Origin of the sequence: Kitasatospora sp. NPDC006697 (genome assembly GCF_042869935.1) — a bacterium.
Classification (GTDB): Bacteria; Actinomycetota; Actinomycetes; order Streptomycetales; family Streptomycetaceae; genus Kitasatospora.
On sequence record NZ_JBIAGU010000036.1, the window covers coordinates 1 to 22,674 of the forward strand.

At 75.3% G+C, this 22,674-nt stretch carries 23 protein-coding genes; 18 read left to right on the forward strand and 5 right to left on the reverse strand.

What is annotated here, in order from left to right; genetic code table 11:
* Positions 1 to 132: 132 nt before the first annotated feature.
* Complete coding sequence (locus ACFYNO_RS34800; RefSeq protein WP_388021538.1) at positions 133 to 750, forward strand: HIT family protein; 618 nt, start codon at positions 133 to 135, stop codon at positions 748 to 750.
* A 77-nt stretch (positions 751 to 827) separates the two neighbouring features.
* Here the strand turns inward: ACFYNO_RS34800 and ACFYNO_RS34805 are convergent, their stop codons facing one another.
* Positions 828 to 1,604: a lysophospholipid acyltransferase family protein gene (locus ACFYNO_RS34805; protein WP_388021539.1), complete on the reverse strand. Its 777-nt coding sequence runs from the start codon at positions 1,602 to 1,604 to the stop codon at positions 828 to 830.
* Positions 1,605 to 1,848: 244 nt separating this feature from the next.
* Here ACFYNO_RS34805 and ACFYNO_RS34810 point away from each other — a divergent pair, with 244 nt between their 5' ends.
* The 5 genes from ACFYNO_RS34810 (at position 1,849) to ACFYNO_RS34830 (ending at position 6,918) form a co-directional block, all read left to right on the forward strand.
* A complete protein-coding gene (locus tag ACFYNO_RS34810; protein WP_388021540.1) occupies positions 1,849 to 2,181 on the forward strand; it encodes a thioredoxin family protein in 333 nt (110 codons plus the stop codon).
* Positions 2,182 to 2,451: 270 nt separating this feature from the next.
* Entirely contained in the window at positions 2,452 to 3,237 is a 786-nt protein-coding gene (locus ACFYNO_RS34815; protein WP_388021541.1) for an electron transfer flavoprotein subunit beta/FixA family protein, read from the forward strand.
* A 42-nt stretch (positions 3,238 to 3,279) separates the two neighbouring features.
* On the forward strand, positions 3,280 to 4,245 hold the full coding sequence (locus ACFYNO_RS34820) for an electron transfer flavoprotein subunit alpha/FixB family protein (protein ID WP_388021542.1): 966 nt from the start codon (positions 3,280 to 3,282) through the stop codon (positions 4,243 to 4,245).
* 86 nt (positions 4,246 to 4,331) lie between these two features.
* Complete coding sequence (locus ACFYNO_RS34825; protein ID WP_388021543.1) at positions 4,332 to 5,732, forward strand: AMP-binding protein; 1,401 nt, start codon at positions 4,332 to 4,334, stop codon at positions 5,730 to 5,732.
* A 190-nt stretch (positions 5,733 to 5,922) separates the two neighbouring features.
* Complete coding sequence (locus ACFYNO_RS34830; RefSeq protein WP_388021544.1) at positions 5,923 to 6,918, forward strand: NUDIX domain-containing protein; 996 nt, start codon at positions 5,923 to 5,925, stop codon at positions 6,916 to 6,918.
* A gap of 69 nt (positions 6,919 to 6,987) precedes the next feature.
* Here ACFYNO_RS34830 and ACFYNO_RS34835 read toward each other — a convergent pair whose 3' ends face one another.
* Positions 6,988 to 8,352, reverse strand: coding sequence for a dipeptidase (locus ACFYNO_RS34835; RefSeq protein WP_388021545.1), 1,365 nt, complete (start codon positions 8,350 to 8,352; stop codon positions 6,988 to 6,990).
* A 150-nt stretch (positions 8,353 to 8,502) separates the two neighbouring features.
* Between ACFYNO_RS34835 and ACFYNO_RS34840 the strand changes: the two genes are divergently transcribed.
* From ACFYNO_RS34840 to ACFYNO_RS34855, 4 genes are all read left to right on the forward strand, one after another.
* On the forward strand, positions 8,503 to 9,789 hold the full coding sequence (locus ACFYNO_RS34840; protein WP_388021546.1) for a geranylgeranyl reductase family protein: 1,287 nt from the start codon (positions 8,503 to 8,505) through the stop codon (positions 9,787 to 9,789).
* Between the two features lie 128 nt (positions 9,790 to 9,917).
* Positions 9,918 to 11,159: a sensor histidine kinase gene (locus ACFYNO_RS34845; protein ID WP_388021547.1), complete on the forward strand. Its 1,242-nt coding sequence runs from the start codon at positions 9,918 to 9,920 to the stop codon at positions 11,157 to 11,159.
* On the forward strand, positions 11,156 to 11,827 hold the full coding sequence (locus ACFYNO_RS34850; protein ID WP_388021548.1) for a response regulator: 672 nt from the start codon (positions 11,156 to 11,158) through the stop codon (positions 11,825 to 11,827). The genes ACFYNO_RS34845 and ACFYNO_RS34850 overlap by 4 nt, the downstream gene beginning before the upstream one ends.
* A gap of 112 nt (positions 11,828 to 11,939) precedes the next feature.
* Positions 11,940 to 12,098 carry a hypothetical protein gene (locus ACFYNO_RS34855; RefSeq protein WP_388021549.1) on the forward strand — a complete coding sequence of 53 codons (159 nt, stop codon included), beginning with the start codon at positions 11,940 to 11,942 and terminating at the stop codon, positions 12,096 to 12,098.
* 63 nt (positions 12,099 to 12,161) lie between these two features.
* Here the strand turns inward: ACFYNO_RS34855 and ACFYNO_RS34860 are convergent, their stop codons facing one another.
* Positions 12,162 to 13,859 carry an MFS transporter gene (locus ACFYNO_RS34860; protein WP_388021550.1) on the reverse strand — a complete coding sequence of 566 codons (1,698 nt, stop codon included), beginning with the start codon at positions 13,857 to 13,859 and terminating at the stop codon, positions 12,162 to 12,164.
* Positions 13,860 to 14,128: 269 nt separating this feature from the next.
* Here ACFYNO_RS34860 and ACFYNO_RS34865 point away from each other — a divergent pair, with 269 nt between their 5' ends.
* From ACFYNO_RS34865 to ACFYNO_RS34890, 6 genes are all read left to right on the forward strand, one after another.
* Positions 14,129 to 14,377 (forward strand): hypothetical protein, encoded by a 249-nt coding sequence (locus ACFYNO_RS34865; RefSeq protein WP_388021551.1) that lies wholly within the window; start codon positions 14,129 to 14,131, stop codon positions 14,375 to 14,377.
* A 15-nt stretch (positions 14,378 to 14,392) separates the two neighbouring features.
* A complete protein-coding gene (locus ACFYNO_RS34870) occupies positions 14,393 to 15,103 on the forward strand; it encodes a hypothetical protein (RefSeq protein WP_388021552.1) in 711 nt (236 codons plus the stop codon).
* A complete protein-coding gene (locus ACFYNO_RS34875) occupies positions 15,104 to 16,015 on the forward strand; it encodes a DUF6895 family protein (RefSeq protein ID WP_388021553.1) in 912 nt (303 codons plus the stop codon).
* Positions 16,012 to 17,052 (forward strand): serine hydrolase domain-containing protein, encoded by a 1,041-nt coding sequence (locus ACFYNO_RS34880; protein WP_388021554.1) that lies wholly within the window; start codon positions 16,012 to 16,014, stop codon positions 17,050 to 17,052. Before ACFYNO_RS34875 ends, ACFYNO_RS34880 begins: the two co-directional genes overlap by 4 nt.
* Positions 17,053 to 17,164: 112 nt before the next feature.
* The gene (locus ACFYNO_RS34885) at positions 17,165 to 17,944 is read left to right on the forward strand and encodes an enoyl-CoA hydratase family protein (protein WP_388021555.1); all 780 of its coding nucleotides are present in this window, start codon (positions 17,165 to 17,167) and stop codon (positions 17,942 to 17,944) included.
* A 70-nt stretch (positions 17,945 to 18,014) separates the two neighbouring features.
* Positions 18,015 to 18,767 (forward strand): acyltransferase, encoded by a 753-nt coding sequence (locus ACFYNO_RS34890; RefSeq protein ID WP_388021556.1) that lies wholly within the window; start codon positions 18,015 to 18,017, stop codon positions 18,765 to 18,767.
* Between the two features lie 21 nt (positions 18,768 to 18,788).
* Here ACFYNO_RS34890 and ACFYNO_RS34895 read toward each other — a convergent pair whose 3' ends face one another.
* Together ACFYNO_RS34895 and ACFYNO_RS34900 are read right to left on the reverse strand one after the other, a co-directional pair.
* The gene (locus tag ACFYNO_RS34895; RefSeq protein WP_388021557.1) at positions 18,789 to 19,268 is read right to left on the reverse strand and encodes a HutD family protein; all 480 of its coding nucleotides are present in this window, start codon (positions 19,266 to 19,268) and stop codon (positions 18,789 to 18,791) included.
* Positions 19,265 to 20,506, reverse strand: coding sequence for an MFS transporter (locus tag ACFYNO_RS34900; protein ID WP_388021558.1), 1,242 nt, complete (start codon positions 20,504 to 20,506; stop codon positions 19,265 to 19,267). Before ACFYNO_RS34900 ends, ACFYNO_RS34895 begins: the two co-directional genes overlap by 4 nt.
* Positions 20,507 to 20,523: 17 nt before the next feature.
* Here ACFYNO_RS34900 and ACFYNO_RS34905 point away from each other — a divergent pair, with 17 nt between their 5' ends.
* Together ACFYNO_RS34905 and ACFYNO_RS34910 are read left to right on the forward strand one after the other, a co-directional pair.
* Positions 20,524 to 21,768 carry an ROK family protein gene (locus ACFYNO_RS34905; protein WP_388021559.1) on the forward strand — a complete coding sequence of 415 codons (1,245 nt, stop codon included), beginning with the start codon at positions 20,524 to 20,526 and terminating at the stop codon, positions 21,766 to 21,768.
* Between the two features lie 69 nt (positions 21,769 to 21,837).
* Entirely contained in the window at positions 21,838 to 22,665 is an 828-nt protein-coding gene (locus tag ACFYNO_RS34910; RefSeq protein ID WP_388021560.1) for an alpha/beta hydrolase, read from the forward strand.
* The last annotated feature ends 9 nt before the right edge of the window (positions 22,666 to 22,674 follow it).

Genomic DNA, 22,674 nt, shown 5'->3' on the forward strand with positions numbered 1-22,674 from the left:
AGCCTCATAGCGCCGATGGTACTGCAGGGGGGACCCTGTGGGAGAGTAGGACGCCGCCGAACAATCATTCAGAAGAAGCCCCCGCCGTTTATTCGGTGGGGGCTTCTTCGCGTTTCTGCCAGTATTCGGGCCATGATCGACAATCAGACCACCGAGCCCGGCTCCACCGAAGCCGGCGCCTTCGTCCGCAGCCTCCCGATCGGAGAGCGGATCCCGCTGCCCGCCGACGGCATCCCGTTCTGGGACGTCTTCCCCTACGAGGGCGACATCCAGATCAAGGTGCTGGAGCCTCCCGTGCTGCCCGAGCCGCCCCGCAACGGCGAGCACGGCCCGGAGGGCTGCTTCGCCTGCGAGCGCGGCGCGGAGGACCCGGCGGTGATCTGGGCGAACGAGAACTGGATGGTCCGGACGATGCAGGAGCCGGCCGCGCTGCCGGTGATGGTGTCGCTGCTGCCGCGCGGCCACTACGACCTGACCGATCTTCCGGCCGAGCTGGTGGCCGAGATGGGCGTGCTGCTCCAGCGGGTCGAGCGCGCGATCCTCTCGCTCGGCGGGATCGCCCGGGTGCACGTCAACCGCTGGGGCGATGGCGGCGCCCACCTGCACTGGTGGCTGATCGCCCGTCCCGAGGGGATGCTGCAGATGCGCGGCACCTGCCTGCCGCTCTGGGACGACCTGCTGCCCAAGCAGTCCGCCGAGGCCTGGGCCGAGACCAGCCGCCGCCTGGCGCAGGCCCTCGCGACCGCCTGAACGACCGATGGGGTGCCATCCGCACGCGACCGCGTGCGGATGGCACCCCATCGGATGCCCGGCCCTGCCGAAAGCTTTCAGCCCGTCAGCGCGGCGGCCCGGCGGGCGGCCTTGGCGGCCGCCTCCTGCTCGTCCAGCTCCTCGGCCCGCTCCGGCGTCGGTGCGCTGCCGCCGAGGTGCGCCGGGAGCCACCAGCTGTCCTCCGGCCCCTTGGGGCGCGCCGGGTACTCGCGCTGGGCACGGTCCAGCATCTCGGTCATCGCCGCCCGCAGCCGCCGAGTGACCATCACCGGCTTGTCGGTCGGCGCCAGGTGGATCGGCTCGCCGACCACGATGGTGACCGGAACGTGCCGCTTGGTCAGCGTCTTCGGGTGCCCCTTGGTCCAGAGCTGCTGGGTGCCCCAGAGCACCACCGGCAGCAGCGGCGCGCCGGCGTCGGCGGCCATCCGGGCCGCGCCGGTCTTGAACTTCTTCAGCATGAAGGACCGGCTGATGGTGGCCTCGGGGAAGACGCCGACCACCTCCCCGGCCTTCAGCGCCCGCACCGCCTCGTCGTAGGCGGGCTGGCCGTCGGTGCGGTCCACCGGGATGTGCTTCATGCCGCGCATCAGCGGCCCGGAGATCCGGTGCCTGAAGACGTCGTCCTTCGCCATGAACCGGGTCTTGCGGCGGGAGTCCTTGTAGCCGCCCATGCCGGCGAAGATGAAGTCCAGGTAGCTGATGTGGTTGCTGACCAGGACGGCACCGCCGGTGGCCGGCACGTGCTCGGCGCCCTGGATGTCCAGTCGCACGTCCAACGCCTTGAAGAGGGTCAGCGCCGCGCGGATCACCGGCGGGTACACGAACTCTGCCACGGTCAGCCCTACTTCTTCCGACGGGCCCTAGCCCGGTACGACGGCTCCCGCCCGGCCGCACGGTCCGCCTGGCGCTGGGCCGCGGCACGCCGCGGCTGACACGGGTGTTTCTGACCAGAATGGTCTCTCCTGACAACGCCTCCTGTCACCCGGGGGTGCCCGTGCGCCGCGAGATTGTCATCACACCGCGTACGGTTGGCCTCGCGGATGCGCGCCAGGGCGGCGCGCGGAGAGGGGCGGTGCGGTGCGGCTGTCGGCTGCCGAGCTCGGCGTGGACGGGCCGTTGGGGAGTCGGGCGACGCTCGTCCAGTTCTCCACCGCGTTCTGCCAGCCTTGCCGGGCCACCCGCCGGGTGCTGGCACAGGCCGCTGAGCTGGTGCCGGGCGTGCGGCACGTCGACCTCGACGCGGAGCAGCAGCTCGAACTGGTGCGCCGCCTGGCCGTGGACCGCACCCCGACCACCCTGGTGCTGGACGCCTCCGGCGCGGTGGTGCGCCGGGCGGCCGGACAGCCCCGGCGGGCCGAGGTCCTGGCGGCGCTCGCCGCCGCTGTGGAATCCTCTTCCGCAGGCCCGTGAACGGCCGTTCACCGGTGGGTTGACCTCGGAGAACGCCGAGAGCTTCGTCACAATGACCAGGGGGTTGACCGCCCTGGTATTGCGGCAGGGCGCGGGCGACCGATATTTAGATACTGACGAGTAACCAGAGCGGGAAGCTGCCGAGTATGCTGCCGGAAGTGCCGGTCGGGACAGCTGTGATCCGCTGTCCGTAGCGGGTGCCGCCAATGGGCGGACCCCTCCGTTTGCACTGCCGCAGCCGCCGGACGAGACCAGTACAGGAGACAGGCCGTGAGCTTGAGGATCGTTGTCTGTGTGAAGTACGTGCCCGACGCGACCGGTGACCGTCGCTTCGCGGACGACACCACCACCGACCGGGACGCCGTGGACGGCCTCCTGTCGGAGCTCGACGAATACGGTGTCGAGCAGGCGCTTCGGATCGCCGAGGCGAACGACGGCGCCGAGGTGACCGTGCTCACCGTCGGCGGCGACGACGCGAAGGACGCGCTGCGCAAGGCGCTGTCGATGGGCGCCGACAAGGCCGTCCACGTCAACGACGACGACATCCACGGCTCGGACGTCATCGCCACCTCCGCGATCCTCGCCAAGGCGCTCGAGAAGACGGGCTACGACCTGGTGGTCTGCGGCATGGCCTCGACCGACGGCACCATGGGCGTGCTGCCGGCGCTGCTGGCCGAGCGCCTGGGCCTGCCGCAGGTGACCCTGCTCTCCGAGGTCTCGGTCGAGGGCGGCACCGTCAAGGGCCGCCGCGACGGCGACGCCGCCACCGAGCAGGTCGAGGCCGCGCTGCCGGCCGTCGTCTCGGTGACCGACCAGTCCGGCGAGGCCCGCTACCCGTCCTTCAAGGGCATCATGGCCGCCAAGAAGAAGCCGGTCGAGAGCCTGGACCTGGACGACCTGGACATCGAGGCGGACACCGTCGGCCTGGCCGGCGCCTGGACCGCGGTGGAGACCGTCACCGAGCGCCCCGCCCGCACCAAGGGAACGATCGTCAAGAACGAGGGCGAGGGCGGCAAGCAGCTCGCCGCCTACCTCGCCGAGCAGAAGTTCATCTGACCCGCCGCCAGGCCCACCACGTTCCTCAGGAGAGAACACATCATGGCTGAGATCCTGGTCCTCGTGGACCACGCCGACGGCGCCGTCCGCAAGCCCGCGCTGGAGCTGCTCACCCTGGCCCGCCGGATCGGCGAGCCCAGCGCGGTCGTGCTCGGCGCCGGTGACGCCGCCGCCGGCATCGCCGCCAAGGCCGCCGAGTACGGCGCCGCCAAGGTCTACACCGCCGACGCCGCCGAGTTCGCCGACCTGCTGGTCGTGCCGAAGGTCGACGCGCTCACCCAGATCGCCAAGGCCGTCAACCCGGCCGCCGTCCTGGTCACCTCCTCCGGCGAGGGCAAGGAGATCGCGGCCCGCGTCGCGCTGCGCCTGGGCTCGGGCATCATCACCGACGCCGTCGACCTGGAGGCCGGCGCCGACGGCACCCCGATCGCCACCCAGTCGGTCTTCGCCGCCTCCTTCCAGGTGAAGTCCAAGGTCACCCACGGCGCGCCGGTCATCACCGTCAAGCCGAACGCCGCCGCCCCCGAGGCCGCCCCGGCCGCCGGCGCGGCCGAGGCCGTGTCGGTGGAGTTCACCGGCAACGCCGCCAAGGTCACCTCCCGCACCCCGCGGGTCTCCTCCGGCCGCCCCGAGCTGACCGAGGCCGCGATCGTGGTCTCCGGCGGCCGCGGCGTCGGTGCCGCCGACGGCTTCGGCGTGGTCGAGGAGCTGGCCGACGCGCTCGGCGCGGCCGTCGGCGCCTCGCGCGCCGCCGTGGACGCCGGCTGGTACCCGCACAGCAACCAGGTCGGCCAGACCGGCAAGCAGGTCTCGCCGCAGCTGTACATCGCCGCGGGCATCTCCGGCGCGATCCAGCACCGCGCGGGCATGCAGACCTCGAAGACCATCGTCGCGATCAACAAGGACGAGGAGGCGCCGATCTTCGAGCTGGTCGACTACGGCGTCGTCGGCGACCTGTTCGACGTGCTGCCGCAGCTCACCGGTGAGGTGAAGGCGCGCAAGGGCTGAGCCCGCGCCGGCCCGCCGCCGCAGGGCGCGCTCCCCGGAACGGGGAGCGCGCCCTGCGGCCGTTGCGGGCCCGTTAGAGTGCCGACGTGAACCTCTTGACGGCACTTCAGGACGGTCAGGGCGACGCGGCCGATGCGCTGCGGATCGACGGCCTGGCGCTCAGCCGGGAGCGGCTGCTCGGCGCGGCGGGCGCCGTGGCGGCGCGGGTCGGCGGCGCCCGGGCGTTCGCGGTGGTCGCCACCCCGACCGCGCAGACGGTGGCGGCGGTGGTCGGCGGCCTGCTCGCCGGGGTGCCGGTGGTGCCGGTGCCACCGGACGCCGGCCCGGTGGAGCGCGCGCACATCCTGCGCGACTCGGGCGCCGAGCTGCTGGCGGGAGCCGACGGCGAGCTGCCGCCGGGCCTGGCCGCGCTGCCGGTGGACCTCGCGGAGCAGCACGACTTCGCCGACGCCGAGCCCGCGCCCGAGCGGCCCGCCTTCGTGCTCTACACCTCCGGCACCACCGGCCCGCCGAAGGGCGCGCTGCTCTCCCGGCGCGCGGTCGCGGCCGATCTGGACGCGCTGGCCGCGGCCTGGGGCTGGACCGCCGAGGACACCCTGGTGCACGGCCTGCCGCTGTTCCACGTGCACGGGCTGGTGCTGGGCGTGCTGGGCGCGCTGCGCACCGGCGGGAAGCTGGTGCACACCGGCCGCCCGACCCCGGCGGGGTATGCGGCGGCGGCGGGCAGCCTCTACTTCGGCGTGCCGACGGTCTGGTCCCGGGTCGCGGCCGACGAGCCGGCGGCCCGGGCGCTGGCCGGGGCCCGGCTGCTGGTCTCCGGCAGCGCGCCGCTGCCGGTGCCGGTCTTCGAGCGGCTGGCCGCGCTGACCGGGCACCCGCCGATCGAGCGGTACGGGATGACCGAGACCCTGATCACCGTCTCCACCCGCTTCGACGGCGAGCGCCGGCCGGGCAGCGTCGGGCTGCCGGTGGCCGGGGTGGCCACCCGGCTGGTCGGCGAGGACGGCGAGCCGGTGCCGGCCGACGGCGAGAGTGTCGGCGAGCTGCAGGTCAGCGGCCCGACCCTGTTCGACGGCTATCTCAACCGCCCCGACGCGGACGCGGAGGTCCGCACCGCCGACGGCTGGTTCCGCACCGGCGACGTGGCCGTGCTCGGGCCGGACGGCTTCCACCGGATCGTCGGCCGGGCCTCGGTGGACCTGATCAAGAGCGGCGGCTTCAAGATCGGCGCGGGCGAGGTGGAGGCCGCGCTGCGGGACCACCCGGCAGTGGCCGACGCGGCCGTGGTCGGCGCGCCGGACGCGGACCTCGGGCAGGCGGTGGTGGCCTTCGTGGTGCCGGACGGCGCGGTGACCGGCGATCAGCTGACCGCCTTCGTGGCCGAGCGGCTGTCGGTGCACAAGCGGCCCCGGCGGGTGGTGCTGGTGGACGAGCTGCCGCGCAACGCCATGGGCAAGGTGCTGAAGAAGCGCCTGCTGGAGGGGTGAGGCGGCGCGGGGGACCACCCGGGAGTGCGCCGGGAGCGTGCGGGAGCGGGTGGGCGCGCGCGGACGCCCGGGAAGTGACCGGACGTCAGCTCGGCAGGCATGAGGAGTCGGCCGGTGCGGGTACCACCCGGAGCGGGTGCCGGGCTGCCCGGCGCCGCGGACTTGGGGTAGGCCGAGGTCAGGGGAAGTCGTGATCGTCTGGGTCAACGGGTCATTCGGCGCGGGCAAGACCAGCGCCTGCCGGGAACTGGTGGAGCTGTTGCCGGACAGCCGGCTCTTCGAGCCGGCCGAGGTCGGGGCGGCCCTGCGGCAGCTGCTGCCTGAGCGGCGGCTGGCGGAGGTGGCCGGCTTCCAGGAGCTGCCGTCCTGGCGCCGGCTGGTGCCGGAGGTGGCCGCGGCCCTGCTCAGCGAGGTGCCCGGCACCCTGGTGGTGCCGATGACGCTGCTGCGCGAGGAGTACCGGGACGAGATCTTCGGCGCCCTGGCCGCCCGCGGGCTGACGGTGCACCACTTCGTGCTGCACGCTGAGGAAACGATCCTGCACGACGGCGAGGCGCTGGCCGCCTACCGGGCCGCCCAGGGCTGGCTGCACCGCGACGCCCGGGTGGTGGACACCACCGGGCTGACCCCCCGCCAGGTCGCCGAGACGCTGGCCGAGCTGGTCAAGGACGGCAGCGCGCGCTGCCCGATCGTGCGCAGCGCCCCGACCGGCGCGGACACCGTGGCGGCGGCCGTGCTGCTCTTCGACGAGCAGGACCGGGTGGTGCTGGTCGACCCGGTCTACAAGCCCGCCTGGGAGTTCCCCGGCGGGGTGGTGGAGCGGGGCGAGGCGCCCACCGACGCGGCCGTGCGCGAGGTGGCCGAGGAACTGGGCCTGCAGCTGGAGCCCGCGGCGCTGCGGCTGCTCGCGGTGGACTGGGAGCCCGCCACCGACGGCCGCCGCGGCGGCCTGCGGCTGGTCTACGACGGCGGCCGGCTCACCCCCGGCCAGCGCGCCGCGCTGCGGCTGCCCCCGGACGAGCTGCGCGCCTGGCGGGCCGTCACCCCCGAGGAGGCCGCCGACCTGCTGCCGCCGAACCGCCACCGCCGCCTCACCGCCGCGCTGACCGCCCGGACCGGCGACGCGCCGCACTACCTGGAGGCGGGCACCCCGGCCGCGCTGGGGCCCGGGCTCAGGGCGCGCTGAGCGATCCGGGGCGCACGGCCGTCAGGCTGACCCGCGGTCACCCTGACGGCCCACCGGATCACCGTGACGTCACTTGCCCCAGCCGGCCGCGTAGTCGCGCAGGAAGAGCGCCTCGCCGAGGGTCATCCGCTCCAGCTCCAGCGGGTCCACGCTCTCGTTCACCGCGTGGATCTGGGTGGTCGGCTCCTCCACGCCGAAGAGCACGATCTCGGTGTCCGGGTAGAGCTCGCGCAGCGCGCTGCAGAGCGGGATCGAGCCGCCCATGCCGGAGACCGCCAGGTCGACGCCGAAGGCCTCGCGCATCGCGCTGCCCAGCGCCTCGAAGGCGGGGCCGGAGGTCTCGGCGCTGAACGGGGAGCCGCTGGCGCCCGGGGTGACGGTGACCTGGACGCCGTAGGGCGCCACCGACTCCAGATGGGTCATCAGGGTCCGCTGGGCGGCGTGCACGTCCATGCCCGGCGGCACCCGCAGGCAGAGCTTGGCGCGGGTGGCGGCCTGCACCGAGCCGGCGGCGCCGAGCACGGGCGGCACGTCGATGCCGAGCACGGTCACCGAGGGGCGGGCCCAGAGCCGGTCGGCGACCTTGCCGCCGCCGATCAGCTGCACGCCGTCCAGCACCTTGGCGTCGGCCCGGAACTGCTCGTCGGAGTACTCGAGGCCGGTCCAGGTCTGGTCGCAGGGCAGGCCCTTGACGACGGTGCCGCCCCGCTCGTCGTAGAGCGAGTCGAGGATCCGGATCAGCGCGGCCAGCGCGTCGGGCGCGGCGCCGCCGAACTGGCCGGAGTGCAGGTTGCCGGCCAGCGTGCGGACCTCGACGAAGACGTCGCAGGCGCCGCGCAGCGAGGCGGTGGTGGTGGGCTGCCCGGCGGCGAAGTTGCCCACGTCGCCGATCACGATCACATCGGCGCGCAGCAGGTCGGGGTTGGCCCGGGCGTACTGCTCCAGGCCGCCGGTGCCCTGCTCCTCCGAGCCCTCGACGATCACCTTGAGGTTGACCGGCAGTGCCCCGGTGGTCTCCCGCAGCGCCCGCAGCGCCGTCAGGTGCATCAGGATGTTGCCCTTGCAGTCGGCCGCGCCGCGCCCGTACCAGCGGCCGTCGCGCTCGGTCAGCTCGAACGGCGGGCTGTCCCAGGCGGCCGCGTCCAGCTCGGGCTGCACGTCGTAGTGCGAGTAGAGCAGCACGGTCGGGGCGCCCGGCACGCCGAGCAGTTCGCCGTAGACCGAGGCGGTGCCGTCGGGCGTGTCCACCAGCCGAACCCCCGTCAGGCCCTCGGCGCGCAGCGCCCCGGCCACCCACTCGGCGGCGGCCCGGCACTCCCGCTCCAGGCCGAGGTCGGCATCGGCGACGGACGGGAAGGCCACCAGCTCGGCGAGTTCGCGCCTGGCCCTGGGCATCAGCGCACGGACGGCGGCGGCGAGAGCGGATTCGGTCATGAGGGTCTCCGGAAGCGCGTGGACGATCTTCTGCGCGTCGAGCATAGGTGGCGGGCCGGGGCGCGCGTGGCGCCGGTAGGGCGGGAGTCCGGGGCTCGGCGCATAGGATGACCCGTCGTGAGAGATTCCGGTAACACGTCTGATCCCAGCTTGTCCGCAGAGCCGGCTGCTCCGGCGGAGCCGGCCGAGCCGGCGATGGGTGCGCCCGGCACCGCCTCGCCCGGCCCGGACGCACCCGCCGCCGAGCCGGTCGGCGACGATCCGCTCGACGGCGTCTGGGACGTCGTGGTGGTCGGGGCCGGACCGGCCGGCAGTTCGGCGGCGCACGCCGCCGCGGTGCAGGGCCGGCGGGTGCTGCTGCTCGACAAGGCCGAGCACCCGCGCTACAAGACCTGCGGCGGCGGCATCGTCGGCCCGTCCCGGGACAGCCTGCCGGCCGACTTCAAGATTCCGTTCCAGGACCGGGTGCACGCCGTCACCTTCGCGCTGAACGGCCGCTACACCTTCACCCGGCGCTCGAACCGGATGCTCTTCGGGCTGGTCAACCGCACCGAGTTCGACCAGCGGCTGGCCGAGGCGGCCGAGCAGGCCGGCGCGGTGCTGGTCACCGGGGTGACGGTGACCGGGGTCGAGCAGGGCGGCACGGACCGGCGCACCGCGGTGGTGCTGCTGGCCGACGGGCGCCGGGTGCTGGCCCGCGCGGTGGTCGGGGCGGACGGCAGCGCCAGCCGGATCGGCCGGCACGTGGGCGTCACCTTCGACCAGATCGACCTCGGCCTGGAGGCCGAGATCCCGGTGCCCGAGCAGGTCAGCCGTTCCTGGGAGGGGCGGATCCACCTGGACTGGGGGCCGCTGCCGGGCTCCTACGGCTGGGTCTTCCCGAAGACCGACTCCGGCTCGCTGACCGTCGGCGTCATCTCGGCGCGCGGCGACGGCGAACTGACGAAGCGTTATCTCGCGGACTACATCCGCCGGCTGGGGCTGTCCGGCTTCACGCCGACGATCGAGTCCGGGCACCTGACCCGGTGCCGGGCCGAGGACTCGCCGCTCTCCCGCGGCCGGGTGCTGGTGGCGGGCGACGCGGCCGGGCTGCTGGAGCCGTGGACCCGGGAGGGCATCTCCTACGCGCTGCGCTCCGGGCGGCTGGCGGGGGAGTGGGCGGTGCAGGTGGCAGAGGCCGGCACGCCGCAGGACGTGCGGCGCCAGGCGCTGAACTACGCCTTCGCGGTCAAGGCCGGGCTGGGCGTGGAGATGCGGGCCGGCAAGGTGATGCTGGCGGCGTTCGAGCGGCGGCCGCACCTGTTCCACCTGGCGGTGGGCGTGATCGGGCCGGCGTGGAAGGCCTTCGCACAGACCACCCAGGGGCACACCAGCTTCGCGCAGATCCTGCGGCAGTACCGGGCGGCCCGGCGGCTGGCGGCGATGGCCGCGCGCTGATCGGGGCGCCTCCTGCGGGGGTGCGCCTACTGCGTGGGGAGTACGCCGGGCCACCGCGCCGGTCGGACGCGTCCCGGCCCGCCCGCGCCTAGCCTTCGAAGCAGGAGCGTCGCGGAGGGCGGTGACGGATGAGCGAGGGCGCCGAGGAGCGGGACCGGGCGTGGCAGCCGCCGTGGCAGCCGCCGTGGGTGCGCGGGGGCGGGCGGCACCGGCCGGTGGCGGTGCTCGCCGTGCTGGTCGCGGTGGTCCAGGTGGCCGGCAGCTTCCCGGCCGCCCGGCACCAGGTGCCGCCGCGGCACGCGCTGGACGCCTTCGCCGTCGCGCTGCTGCTGGCCGGGCCGGCGCTGCTGTTCCTGCGGCGGCGCCGGCCCGGCGCGGTGGTGGCGGGCACGGGCGCCGTGCTGCTGGTCTACCTGGGCGCCGGCTACCCGTACGGGCCGGTCTTCGCCGGGTTCGCGGTGGCCTTCGTCGGCGCGGTGCTGCGCGGCTGCCGGCGGGCGGCCTGGCTCAGCCTGGGCGGGGTCTGGCTCGGGCACCTGCTGCTGGCCCTCGCCGTGCCGGCCGGGCGGTTGCCGGGTGCGGGGCACGGCGGTTGGTGGCAGGAACTGGGGGTGACGGCGCTGGCGCTGCTGCTGGCGGCGGCGGCCGAGCTGCTGCGGTTCCGGCACGAGCGGATCGCGGCGCGCCGGGCGGCCCGGGCGGCGCGGGCGCAGCAGCGGGCGGACGAGGAGCGGCTGCGGATGGCCCGCGAGCTGCACGACATCCTGGCGCACAGCATCTCGCTGATCCACCTGCAGGCGGGCGTGGCGCTGGAGCTGATCGACGACCGGCCCGAGCAGGCCAGGGCCGCGCTGACCACGATCAAGGCGGCCAGCAAGGAGGCGCTGGGCGAGGTGCGGCAGGTGCTGGGCACGCTGCGCGGGCCGGGGGCGCAGGCGCCGCGGCGGCCCGCGCCGGGGCTGGACCGGCTGCCCGAACTGGCCGAGCAGGCGGCGGAGGCCGGGCTGGCGGTGGCGGTGCGGACGGCGGGCAGCGCGCGGGCGGTGCCGCCGGGGGCGGGGCTGGCGGCGCTGCGGATCGTGCAGGAGGCGCTGACCAATGTGATCCGGCACTCGGCCGCCCGGGAGGCGGAGGTGCTGCTGGACTGGAGCTCGCCGGAGGGGCTGACGGTGCGGGTGACCGATCCGGGGCCGGCGGGGCGGCCGGAGCCGGCCGATCCGCCAGGTGGCGGCAACGGGCTGCCGGGCATGCGGGAGCGGGCGACGGCGCTGGGCGGAACGCTGGCGGCGGGTCCGTGGCAGGGCGGCTTCCGGGTCGAGGCCTGGCTGCCGGTGGCGGGGGCGGGCGAGGAATCGGAGGCCGACGGATGATCAGCGTGCTGCTGGCGGACGACCAGGCGCTGGTGCGGGCCGGATTCCGGGCGCTGCTGGACGCGCAGCCGGACATCACCGTGGTGGGCGAGGCCGAGGACGGCGCGGCGGCGGTGCGGCTGGCGGGGGAGCTGCGGCCGGACGTGGTGCTGATGGACATCCGGATGCCCGGCACGGACGGGCTGGCGGCGACCCGGCAGATCGGCGGGCGGCCGGAGCTGGCCGGGGTGCGGGTGGTGGTGCTGACCACCTTCGAGCTGGACGAGTACGTGTTCGAGGCGCTGCGCGGGGGTGCGGCCGGGTTCCTGGTGAAGGACACCGAGCCGGCCGACCTGGTGCGCGCGGTCCGGGTGGTGGCGGCGGGGGACGCGCTGCTCTCGCCCGGGGTGACCCGGCGGCTGATCGGCGAGTTCGCGGCCCGCTCGAAGGAGCCCGGCGGCGGGACCGGGCCCTCGCTGGAGCTGCTGACGGACCGTGAGCGCGAGGTGCTGACCCTGGTCGGGATGGGGCTCTCCAACGAGGAGATCGCCCGCCGCCTGGTGGTCAGCCCGCTCACCGCGAAGACCCACGTCAGCCGCGCCATGGTGAAGCTGGGCGCCCGCGACCGGGCCCGGCTGGTGGTGCTGGCCTACGAGTCGGGCCTGGTCCGGCCCGGCTGGCTGGGCTGAGCCGGGCGGTTCGGCTCCTCGGGCGATTGGCTTTTCGAACAGATACGCCATGTACATGACCGACAGCGGAAGGTAATGTCGTTCCCGATCCCAGGTCGAAGGAGGGGCAAGGATGGACCGCGAGAAGATCCCCAGAGTGATCGAGGGCACCGAGACCTTCGTGCTCGACCCAGAGGACGAGGACCAGGAGTGCACCCGCCCCTGCTGCCGCGCCGAGCCGGGACCGGAGGGGCCGGACCACTGGGGCCACTGGCTGAAGCCGCCGGCCTGACGGCGTGCCACCGGTGCCCCGCTCTCCCCGGGAGCGGGGCACCGCCGCCGTTCCGACGGCCCGTCAGCCGTGGCAGGCCGAGCCGCGCGGCCAGCTGTACCGGCCGTCGATCCGGTACTGGCCGGGGGCGGCGGCGGTGAGCCTGGTCCAGTCGCCGTCCTGGGCGAGGCAGGCGCCGGCCGGGCCGTGCACCGTGAGCCAGGGCGACCAGGGCACCCGCACCGTCACCGAGCCGGCGGCCGGCACGGTGAGCAGCACCGAGCCGTCGTCGGCCCGGTCGACCACGGCCGGGGCGTCGACCATCGGCTGGGCGTCGGTGAACTCGAAGAGCGTCCAGTGCGGGTCGTGCCAGACCTCGGTCAGCCAGCTCGGGCGGGCGGCCACCAGCTTGCCCTCGGCCTTGCCGGCAGTGTCCAGCTTGGCGTTGGGCAGCACCACGTAGCGCACCGACCACTTGCGCAGCCAGTCGTGGTACCGGTCGGCGGTCAGCGAGCCGTCGTAGAAGGCGGCGTTGAGCTCGACATCGGCCTGCCGGTTCCAGCCGCGGGCCAGCTCCACGGTGGGCAGCAGGCGCCAGGCGTCCCAGTGGTCGTCCCGGGGCACCGACTCCACCCGGGCCTGGTCGGCGTGGCGGGCGCGCAGCTCGGCGAGCAGCCCGTCGGCCGTGCCGGCCGGGGGCGGGCTCGGGTTGCCGCGCAGGTCCGCGTTGACCGTCCAGGCCATGGCGAGCGCGCAGGCCAGGGCCAGCGCCACCCGTTTCCAGCGGCCGGCCGCCGCCCAGGCCTCCGAGCAGAGCGCGCCCAGCAGCACCACCCCGCCGAAGAGCAGACCGAGCCGCTGCACATTGCCGCCGATCGGGCTGGTGACCGCGGTGGTGGCCAGCGTGCCGGCCGCGTAGAGCCAGGCGCCGATCCGCACCGCCCGCCACCGGCCGGGCACCAGCAGGGCCACGGCCAGCGCGCAGAGCGTGGTGTAGATCGTGGTGGAGACCGGGATCGGATAGACCCCGCCGAACGGGAAGGCCAGGCTGGTGCCGACCACCAGCACCGGCGGCGGCAGCGCCAGCGCCAGGCCCAGCCGGCGCCGCCGGGTGAGGAGCAGCGCCGCCGCCAGCACCTCCACGAAGAGCCCGGCCACCGGGCTGCCCAGGGTGGCCAGCGCCGCCAGCGCCCCGGCCGCGAGCAGCCGGGGCCAGCGGGCCGGCCGGCCCGGCCCGGGCAGCGCCACCACCGCCGCGGCCAGCGCGAAGGCCAGCCCGACCGCGAAGGTGGCCCGCCCGGCCACGATGTCACTGGCCATCGCCAGGCCGCCCCAGGCCGAGACCAGGGCCGGCCGCCGCACCGGCGAGCGCGCCACCAGTACCGCCAGCAGCGCCCCCGAAGCGGTGGCCGCCGCCACCGCCACCGGCAGCACCCCGAGGGCCGCCATCAGATAGGGCGTCAGCAGGCTGTAGGAGGCCGGGTGGATCCCGCCGTACCAGCCGAAGTCGTAGGCGGCGCCCGGGTGGCGGGCGGCGAAGTCGCTCCAGGCCGCCTGGGCCGACAGGTCGCCGACCGGCCCGGCCAGGAAGACGGCCCAGACCACCCCGACCAGCAGCGCCACCCCGCCACCCGCTGCCACCGCCCGGAGCAGTGGCAGCGGCAGCCGCCGCTCCGGCGTGACCGGCGCCGCCGGGGCGGTGGGACGGCTGCGCTGGGCGGGCAGTCCGGGGCTGGTGGCGACCCCCGGCGGGGCCGCAGCGGCAGGGTTGTCGCTGATCATGAGCAGAACGTTAGAGCCGGCCGCCTGACCTGGGCATCGGCCTCCGGTACCGGCCTGCGGAGGCGATCTCATCCTGCGGATGTAGGCCGCCGTTCGCGGGGAGTTGACGACACGTCAACCAAATGCTGACGAATCCGACAGGATTCGACTTCTCGCGAACGACAGTCCGCCAGCCCTCACCCGAATGGCCTAGCAGCAGCCCCCGGCCCCCACCCGGTCGGCGCAGCGTGGAAGTACCGGACCCGACTTTACCCAAGGAGGTAACCGGTATGTCTGTCCACGAAGTTGGCGCCTACGAGTTCATGGTGCCCACGGCCGGCGATCAGGACGAGGTGCGCTCGCTGATCGCCACCGGTGAGGCGTCCCAGTCCTACGGACCGGGCTCCGCACAGGGCCTGGCACTGCTGCTGCTGGCCGCGGCGGCACTGCTCTCCACGGACCCGCGGAAGAAGGAGGCCCCGGTCGAGGACGCCTACCAGGGCGCGGTGCAGAACCTGGCCTGCGCCCAGGTGTTCTAGAGGACCACGGTTTCCGTGATCACCAACCATGAGACGGTGCCTGGTGCGGTCGAAACGGCCGCCCAGGCACTGGCCGCCGAACTGGTCCAGGCGATCCGCGGCACGGCCGACCCGGTCAGCCTGCACCGCGAAGTCGCCGCCCGCCCCGAACCCGTCCCGGCCCTCGCCGCGATCCGGGTGCTCGGGGCCGACGTGCTCAGTGCCCACCTGCTCACCGGGCACGCCCTGCCCGCCGCCGACGCCGAACTGCTGCACGCCGCCGTCGGCGCATTCCCCGCCCCGCCCGGCACCGACCCGGAGGCCGCCCTCTGGGCCCTGCGCGACCAGGCGCTCACCGCCGCGCTCGCCGAACTCGGCGTCGCCGCCGGCGACTGGCCCGGCCTCGCGGGCCGGGCGCCCGCCGCCGCCGAACCCGGGAACTGGGCGCCCTGGGCCGCCGACCTGGTGCGCTGCTCCCCGCTCGCCCTGCCCCCGCTGGAGGGCCCGCAGCGCGAGCAGGCCCGCCGCCGCCGGCTCGACCTCGGCCGCGGCCTCAGCCGCGCCCTGCTGCGCCGCGACCACCTGAGCGCCGCCCGGCTCGCCCGCTGGCTGGCGCTGGACCACCGGCAGCTGCCGGAACCGCTGCTCGCCCCCGCCCTCGACCACATCGACCAGCTCGCCGCCGACCAGCCCCGCACCATGCTGGAGAGCGCGCTGGCCCGCCGCCTCGCCCGAGGGGAGCGCTGAATGGACACCACCACCGTGCGCCGCGCCCAGCAGGTCGCCGACCAGGCGCTCGGCTGGCTCGGCGCGATGCGCACCGCCTTCGCACTGCCCCGCGACGTCCCGCACTGGGAGATCGACGGCGAGCAGCTGAAGGCGCTGGCCGAGCTGGCGCTGAGCGCCGCGATCACCCGCCGCGAGGCGGTCGCCGGACCGCGCACGGCGCAGGCCGCCGACGAGCTGCTGGACTTCGCCTGGCGCGAGTTCGACTCCGGCGACCTGCTCTACGAGCTGCAGCGGCACACCCCGCCGGCCACCCACCCGACCGAGATCTACTCGCACTTCGTGATGGCCGGCCTGCACCACCCGCCGCTGGAGGCCCTGGCCGCCCACCTGGCCGGCCTGCGCGCCGCCCGGGTGCCCGAGCACGTGCCGAACCGGCGGCTCGCCGTGCTGGCCGCCCGCCGCCGGATGGGCCTGCCCGATCCCCCCGACCTCGCCGACCAGATCGCGCTGACCTGGCTCGGCGGCACCCCCGAGCCGTGGATGCTGGACACCTACAACGCCTACGGCGTCACCCACACCGTCTTCCACCTCACCGACTGGGGCGCCGCCCCGGAGGGCTTGCCCGCCGAACTGCAGGAGTACCTGCACCGCTGGCTGCCGGTCTGGGTGGAGGTCTTCACCGAGACCCGCAGCTGGGACCTGCTCGGCGAACTGCTGATCACCGACGTCTGCCTCAGCGAGCCGGACTGGCACCCGCAGGCCTGGGAGCGGCTGGCCGCGGCGCAGCGCGCGGACGGCATGCTGCCCAACGGCCTGACCCGGGCGCCCGACGACCCGGCCGCCGCCTTCCGCAACCACCACCACCCGACCATCGTCGCCGCGGTGGCCGGCACCCTGACCGTCTCCCGCGCCCTGGCGGTGGCGTCATGACCGGGCCCGCCCCGACCGCCGCGGCAGGCACCGACCTGAGCGGCACCCTCGCCGCGGCCGCCGCCCCGCTGCTGGCGGAGCGCCAGGTGCCCGGGCTGGCGGCCGGGTTGGCCCGGGGCGAGCAGCAGGAGCTGCTGCTCGCCGGGTGGGCGGCGAGCGGGCGGCTGGTCGGGCCGGGCACCCGGTTCGCGCTCGGCTCGCTGACCAAGACCTTCACCGCACTGCTGCTGGCCGCGATGGCCGAGCGCGGCGAGGTCGGCTACCAGGACTCGATCGCCCGCCACCTGCCCGCCGGAGCCGCGCCGCAGTCCACCGTCACCCTGCTGGAACTGGCCACCCACACCGGCGGCCTGCCCAAGCTGCCGCCCAACCTCTTCCGGCGCGGCGCCCGGCAGTGGCTCAGCAACCCCTACCGCCGCTACCGCCCGCAGGACCTCTACCACGCCACCGCCCGGCTGCACCCGGCCCGGCGCGGACAGGTCCGGTACTCCACCTACGGCGTCGGCCTGCTCGGCCGACTGCTCGCCAACGCGGCCCGCACCGACTACCCGACCCTGCTCACCGAGCGGGTGCTGCGCCCGCTGGGCATGCGGGACAGCACGGTGGCCGGGCCGCACGAGCTGCTGCCCGGCGCGGCCACCGGCTACCACCACGGGCGGGCCGCCGAGCACTGGACCTTCGACGCGCTGGCCGGCGCCGGCGCGCTCTACACCAGCGGTCCCGACCTGATGCGCTACCTGGAGGCACAGCTGCACCCCGAGCGGATCCCGGAGCTGACCGCCGCGCTGACGGCGGCCCAGCTGCCGCGCACCCGGGGCGAGCACGGCGGCAACCGGATGGCGCTGGGCTGGAACCTCAAGGAGGTGGACGGCCGGGCGCTGCTCTGGCACACCGGCGGCACCCGCGGCTTCACCGCCTACGTCGGCTTCAGCCCCGAGGCCGGCGCCGGGGCGCTGATCCTCGCCAACACCGGGCCGACCCTGCCGCAGCCGGTGGTGCGGGCCGGGCGGCGGCTGTTCCGCGCCGTGCTGCCCTGACGCGCAGGTGTGGCCAGGGGCCCGTGGTGTTCTCGGCCCGGGCATGCCAGAGTCGTTCCAGTCCGTTCCGACCCACCCTCACATCGGATCACTGGAAGGCAGGTCCACACCGATGACCAGCGCCGCAGCAGGCCCGTTCGTCCGCGTCACCACCGCGGGCGCCGTGACCACCCTCGAGCTCGACTCGCCGCACAACCGCAACGCGCTCTCCACCCGGCTGATGGCCGAGCTCACCGAGGGACTGGCCAAGGCCGCCGCCGACCCGCAGGTGCGGGCCGTGGTGCTGGGCCACACCGGCAAGGTGTTCTGTGCGGGCGCGGACCTCTCGGAGGCCACCGGCGACGACCCGACGGTGGGCCCGCGCGGACTGGTCGACCTGCAGCGCGCCATCGTGGAGTGCCCCAAGCCGGTGATCGTGCTGGCCAACGGGCACGTCCGGGCCGGCGGCCTGGGCCTGGTCGGCGCGGCCGACCTGGCGATCGCCGGTCCGGCCTGCACCTTCGCCTTCACCGAGGTGCGGCTGGGCCTGGCGCCCGCGGTGATCTCGCTGCCGCTGCGCCCCAAGCTGGAGCCGCGGGCCGCCGCCCGCTACTACCTGACCGGGGAGACCTTCGACGCCGCCGAGGCGGCCCGGATCGGCCTGGTGACGATCGCCGCCGAGCAGCCCGAGCAGGCGCTGGCCGAGGTGCTGGACGCGCTGCGGCTGGCCTCGCCGCAGGGCCTGGCCGAGTCCAAGCGGCTGGTCAACGCGGAGGTGCTGGCCTCCTTCGCGGCCGACACCGAGGCCCGGGTCGAGCAGTCGGCGCGGCTGTTCGGCTCGCCGGAGGCGCAGGAGGGGATGCGGGCCTTCCTGGAGCGCCGCCCCGCGCCCTGGGCCGTCAGCCAGGACTGAGCGTCTGAGCTGGTGTGATGTTCGTCCCGCGGCGGGTCGGGCGGGCGGTCGCGGCGGCTACCGTGTGCGCATGTCCATTGCCTCCGGTCTGCTCGCCGCCGTCCGCTCCCGGGCCCGCCGCGCCGGCGGCCGGGCCGTGCACCGCGGCTGGCGCTGGGTGCGCGAGCACGGGGCGGTGACCGGGGCCAGCCCCGGGCCGTACCGGTTCGGGGAGCTGGGCGACGGCAGCAAGCTGGCCTTCCCGACCGGCACCATCTTCAACGAGGGCTCGATCCGGATCGGCCCGTTCTGCATCATCGGCGAGCAGGTGACGCTCTCCGCCGGGTTCCTGCCCGGGCTGGACCTCGGGCCGGAGCCGGTGATCACCATCGGCGGGGGCTGCGTGATCGGCCGGGGCAGCCACCTGGTGGGGCACCAGTCGATCGTGCTGGGCGACGACGTGTGGACCGGGCCGAACGTCTACATCTCCGACCAGGCGCACGAGTACCGGGACACCACGCTGCCGATCGGCAAGCAGTGGCCGCGCAACGAGCCGGTGGAGATCGGCGCGGGCAGCTGGATCGGCACCGGGGCGGTGATCCTGCCCGGAGCCCGGTTGGGCCGCAACGTGGTGGTCGCGGCCGGCTCGGTGGTGCGCGGCGAGGTGCCCGACTTCAGCGTGGTGGCCGGCGCGCCCGCCCGGGTGGTGCGCAGCTACAGCGAGCTGGAGGGCTGGCAGCCGCCGTTCCGCAACCCCGCGCCGACGCCGCTGCCCGAGGGCGTCACCGCCGAGCAGCTGCGCGCGCTGGTGGGCTGGGACCTGCGGCCGCCGGGCGAGGTCTGAGGCCTGGGGTCTGAGGCCTGGTCAGAGGGTGAGGACCGCCTGCCGGCCGGGCGGGGTGCGCAGGGTGTCCGGGTGGCTGACCAGCACGGCGTCCAGGCTGTCCAGGTCGAGGGCGAGCAGCGGGCGCCCCGGGGCCGGGCGGAGCTCGGGACCGGGCGCCAGGGTGACGGCGCCGTCCGGCTGACGGGTGATCAGGTTGAGCGCCGTGACCGGGCCGCCGAGCAGCCGGGACGCGGCCGGCTCGCCGCCGGGGAAGGCGAACGGGCGCAGCGGGCGGAGCACCGCCGGCGCCGCACCGCCGACCGTGAGCTCGATGCCCTCGCCGGAGAGCACGGTGAGGATCCGGTCCTGGCCGGGGAAGGCGGAGAACGGGCCGTCGGCGGCGATCTCGGCGAGGCTCACGCGGGAGAAGTCGGTGCTGACGACTTCCCGGGTGAGGCCGCCGCCGTTGCGCCAGGGGACGGGCAGCCGGTCGGCGGCCGGCAGGTGGTCAATGCTCATGCGACAGTCTCACCCCTGGCCCTGTCCTTTGACGCCGGCCGGTTGACCAGCAGCGAGAGCGCCGCCGAGCCGGCGCTGGCGGTCGCCACCGTGGTGAGCGCCACCGGCAGGCTGATCGCATCGGCCAGGAACCCGATCACCGGCGGCCCGATCAGCATGCCCGCGTACCCGAGCGTGGAGGCGGTGGCCACCCCGGACGGGCCGCCGATCTCGCCGGCCCGGGCCATCGCCAGCGGGAAGAGGTTGGCCAGCCCCAGCCCGACCAGCACGAACCCGAGCAGCACCAGCGGCACCGACGGGCTCAGCGCGGCCACCAGCATGCCCAGCCCCGCCAGCGCCCCGCCGGCCGGCATCACCCGGGCCGGGCCGAACCTGACGGCCAGCCAGGTGCCGGCCAGCCGCCCGAGGGTCATCGCGAAGGCGTAGGCCGCGTAGCCGAAGGCGGCGAGCGAGGCGGTGGCGTGCACGTCGTCGGTCAGGTGCAGGGTGGCCCAGTCGGCCAGCGAGCCCTCGCCGTAGGAGCTGCAGAGCGCGGTGAAGCCGATCAGCAGCACCAGCCAGCGCGCGCCCGGCAGCCGGGACGGGCCGGCGGTGCTCGCGGAGACGGTGCGGCTGGGAGTGCTCCCCACCGGGCGGCGCAGCAGCACGGCACCCGCGCCGACGGTGACCAGCAGCCCGAGCACCCCGCTCAGCGCCAGCGCCCAGGCCGCCGTCAGCGAGCCGGCCAGCAGCCCGCCGACGCCCGCGCCGATCAGCCCGCCGAGGCTGTAGCCCGCGTGGAAGCTGGGCATGACGGGCCGTCGCAGCTCGCGGACGATGTCCACGGCGGCGCTGTTCATCGCCACGTTGGCCGCGCCGTACCCGGCGCCGAAGAGCAGCAGCACCGCGCTGAGCGTCGCCACCGAGTGCGCGTGCGGCGGCAGCACCACCGCGGCGCTGAACACCGCGAGCGAGGCGACGGTGATCCGCCGGCTGCCGAACCGCAGGCAGAGCCGCCCGATCAGCGGCATGGTGGCGACCGCGCCGGCCGAGACGCAGAGCAGCGCCAGGCCGAGTGCCGAGTGCGAGGCGTGCACCTGGGCGCGCACGTCGGGGATGCGCACCACCCAGGCGGCGAAGAGGAACCCGTCGATGGCGAAGAAGGCGGTGAGTGCGGTCCGGGCGGCGGACCAGGCGGGCGGGAGGTCGGCGGAGGATATCGGGCGGCGGGCGGACGCTGTTTTGTTTAGGAGCGGCACAAAGTCAGAATAGAGGAGTGCCACACACGTCGACAAGCCGATTCGATCCGGTCCGCCGCCCCGCCCCGGACCGCGGACGGAGCCTGCTCGGCCCCGCCCTGGAGCTGATCCACACCGACCGGGCCCCGACCCGCTCCGCGCTCACCGCCGCGCTCGACGTCACCAGAGCCACCGCCGGCGCCGTCGCCGCCGAACTCTCCGCGCTCGGCCTGGTCACCGTGGACGCCCACCCGATCGGCAGCGGCCGCGGCCGCCCCTCGCACCGGCTCGCCCCCAACCCCGACGGCCCCGTGGTGCTCGCCGCCCAGGTGCACGCTGACGGCCTGTCGGTCGCGCTCGGCGGCCTCGGCGGCGCCCTCGGCGAGGCCGTCTACCACCCGCTGCCCGCCAGCACCGAGCCCGAGCGGGTGCTCACCGCCGTCGCCGAGGCCGGCGCCGAGCTGGTCCGCGCCGACCGCCGCCGCTGCCTCGGCGCCGGCCTGGCGCTGCCGCACCCGGTCCGCGAGCCGGAGGGCACCGCGCTCGCCGCCCTGCACTTCGACTGGCCCGGCGGCACCCCGGTGGCGCGGCTCTTCGCCGAGGCGATGGCCGCCCAGGACCTCGGCCCGCGGGCCCGCCGCCCGCTGCCCACCGCCGTCGGCAACGACGCCAACCTGGCCGCGCTCGCCGAGCACCGGCACGGCGCCGGCCGGGACGCCCGCCACCTGCTGCTGGTCACCTCCGGCCACGTCGGCGTCGGCGGCGCGCTGGTGGTGGACGGCCGGCTGCACACCGGCAGCGCCGGACTCGCCCTGGAGGTCGGCCACCTGACGGTCGACCCGCTCGGCCGCCCCTGCCCCTGCGGCAATCGGGGCTGCCTCAACGTGGAGACCGACGCGGACGCGCTCTTCGCCGCCGCCGGGCGCACGCCCGACCCGGCGCTGCCGCTGCTGGACCAGGCCCGGGCGCTGGCCCGCTCGGCCGACGGCGACCCGCACACCCGGGCCGCCGTGGACCGGGTGGTCGACCGGCTCGGCCTGGGCCTGGCCGGACTCGCCAACATCCTCAACCCCGACCGGATCGTGCTCAGCGGCCTGCACCAGGACCTGCTGGCCGCCGCGCCCGAGCGGCTGCCCGAGGTGGTGACCCGGCGCAGCCTGTGGGGGCGCTGCGACCAGGTGCCGGTGCTCGCCTCGGCGCTGAACCACGCGGGCCTGGCGGGCGCGGCGGAGCTGGCCTGGCAGCCGTACCTGGCGGACCCCCAGGCGGTGGCGGCGGGCTGACGCCGCGGCGGGGTGACGCTCCGGCGCGCTGCGGACCCCGCCGCGCCACGGCGACGTAGCTTGTCGCCCATGGCAGACGAAGCACCCGCGACCACGGTCGTCCTGATCCACGGCCTCTGGATGACCCCGCTCTCCTGGGAACACTGGGTCACCCGGTACCAGCAGCGCGGGATGACGGTGATCACCCCCGGCTACCCCGGGATCGAGCCCGGCGAAGCCGGCGTCGAGGCGCTGCGGCGCGACCCCTCGCCGCTGGCCGGGCTCGGCGTGCGCGAGGTCTTCGACCACCTGTGCGAGGTGATCGGCGCGCTCGACGGCAAGCCGGTGATCATGGGCCACTCGTTCGGCGGGGCCTTCGTGCAGCTGCTGCTGGACGCGGGCTACGGCCGCGCCGGGGTCTCGCTCGACGGCGCGGCGGTGAAGGGCATCCGGGCGCTGCCGCTCAGCGAGATCAGGGCCACCTTCCCGGTGCTGCACAACCCGGCCAACAAGAGCCGGGCGGTGCCGATCACCGAGAAGGACTTCCACTACGCCTTCACCAACACCCTCACCGAGGAGGAGTCGAAGGCGGTCTACGACCGCTACGCCGTCCCGGTCTCCGGCCGCATCCTCTTCCAGGGCGGCTTCGCCAACGTCACCCCGCACGCCGCGACCACGTACAACTTCGCCAACGACGACCGCGCTCCGCTGCTCTTCGTGGCCGGCGGCAAGGACCACATCCTGCCGCCCGCCGTGCAGCACGAGAACTACGTGAAGAACACCAAGCACTCCGAGGCGATCACCGCCTACAAGCTGTTCGACGGCCGCAGCCACTACACCTGCGGCGAGCCCGGCTGGGAGGCGGTCGCGGACTTCGCGCTCGACTGGGCGCTGGCGCCGGTGGCCGGGGAGCTCTGACCCACCGGC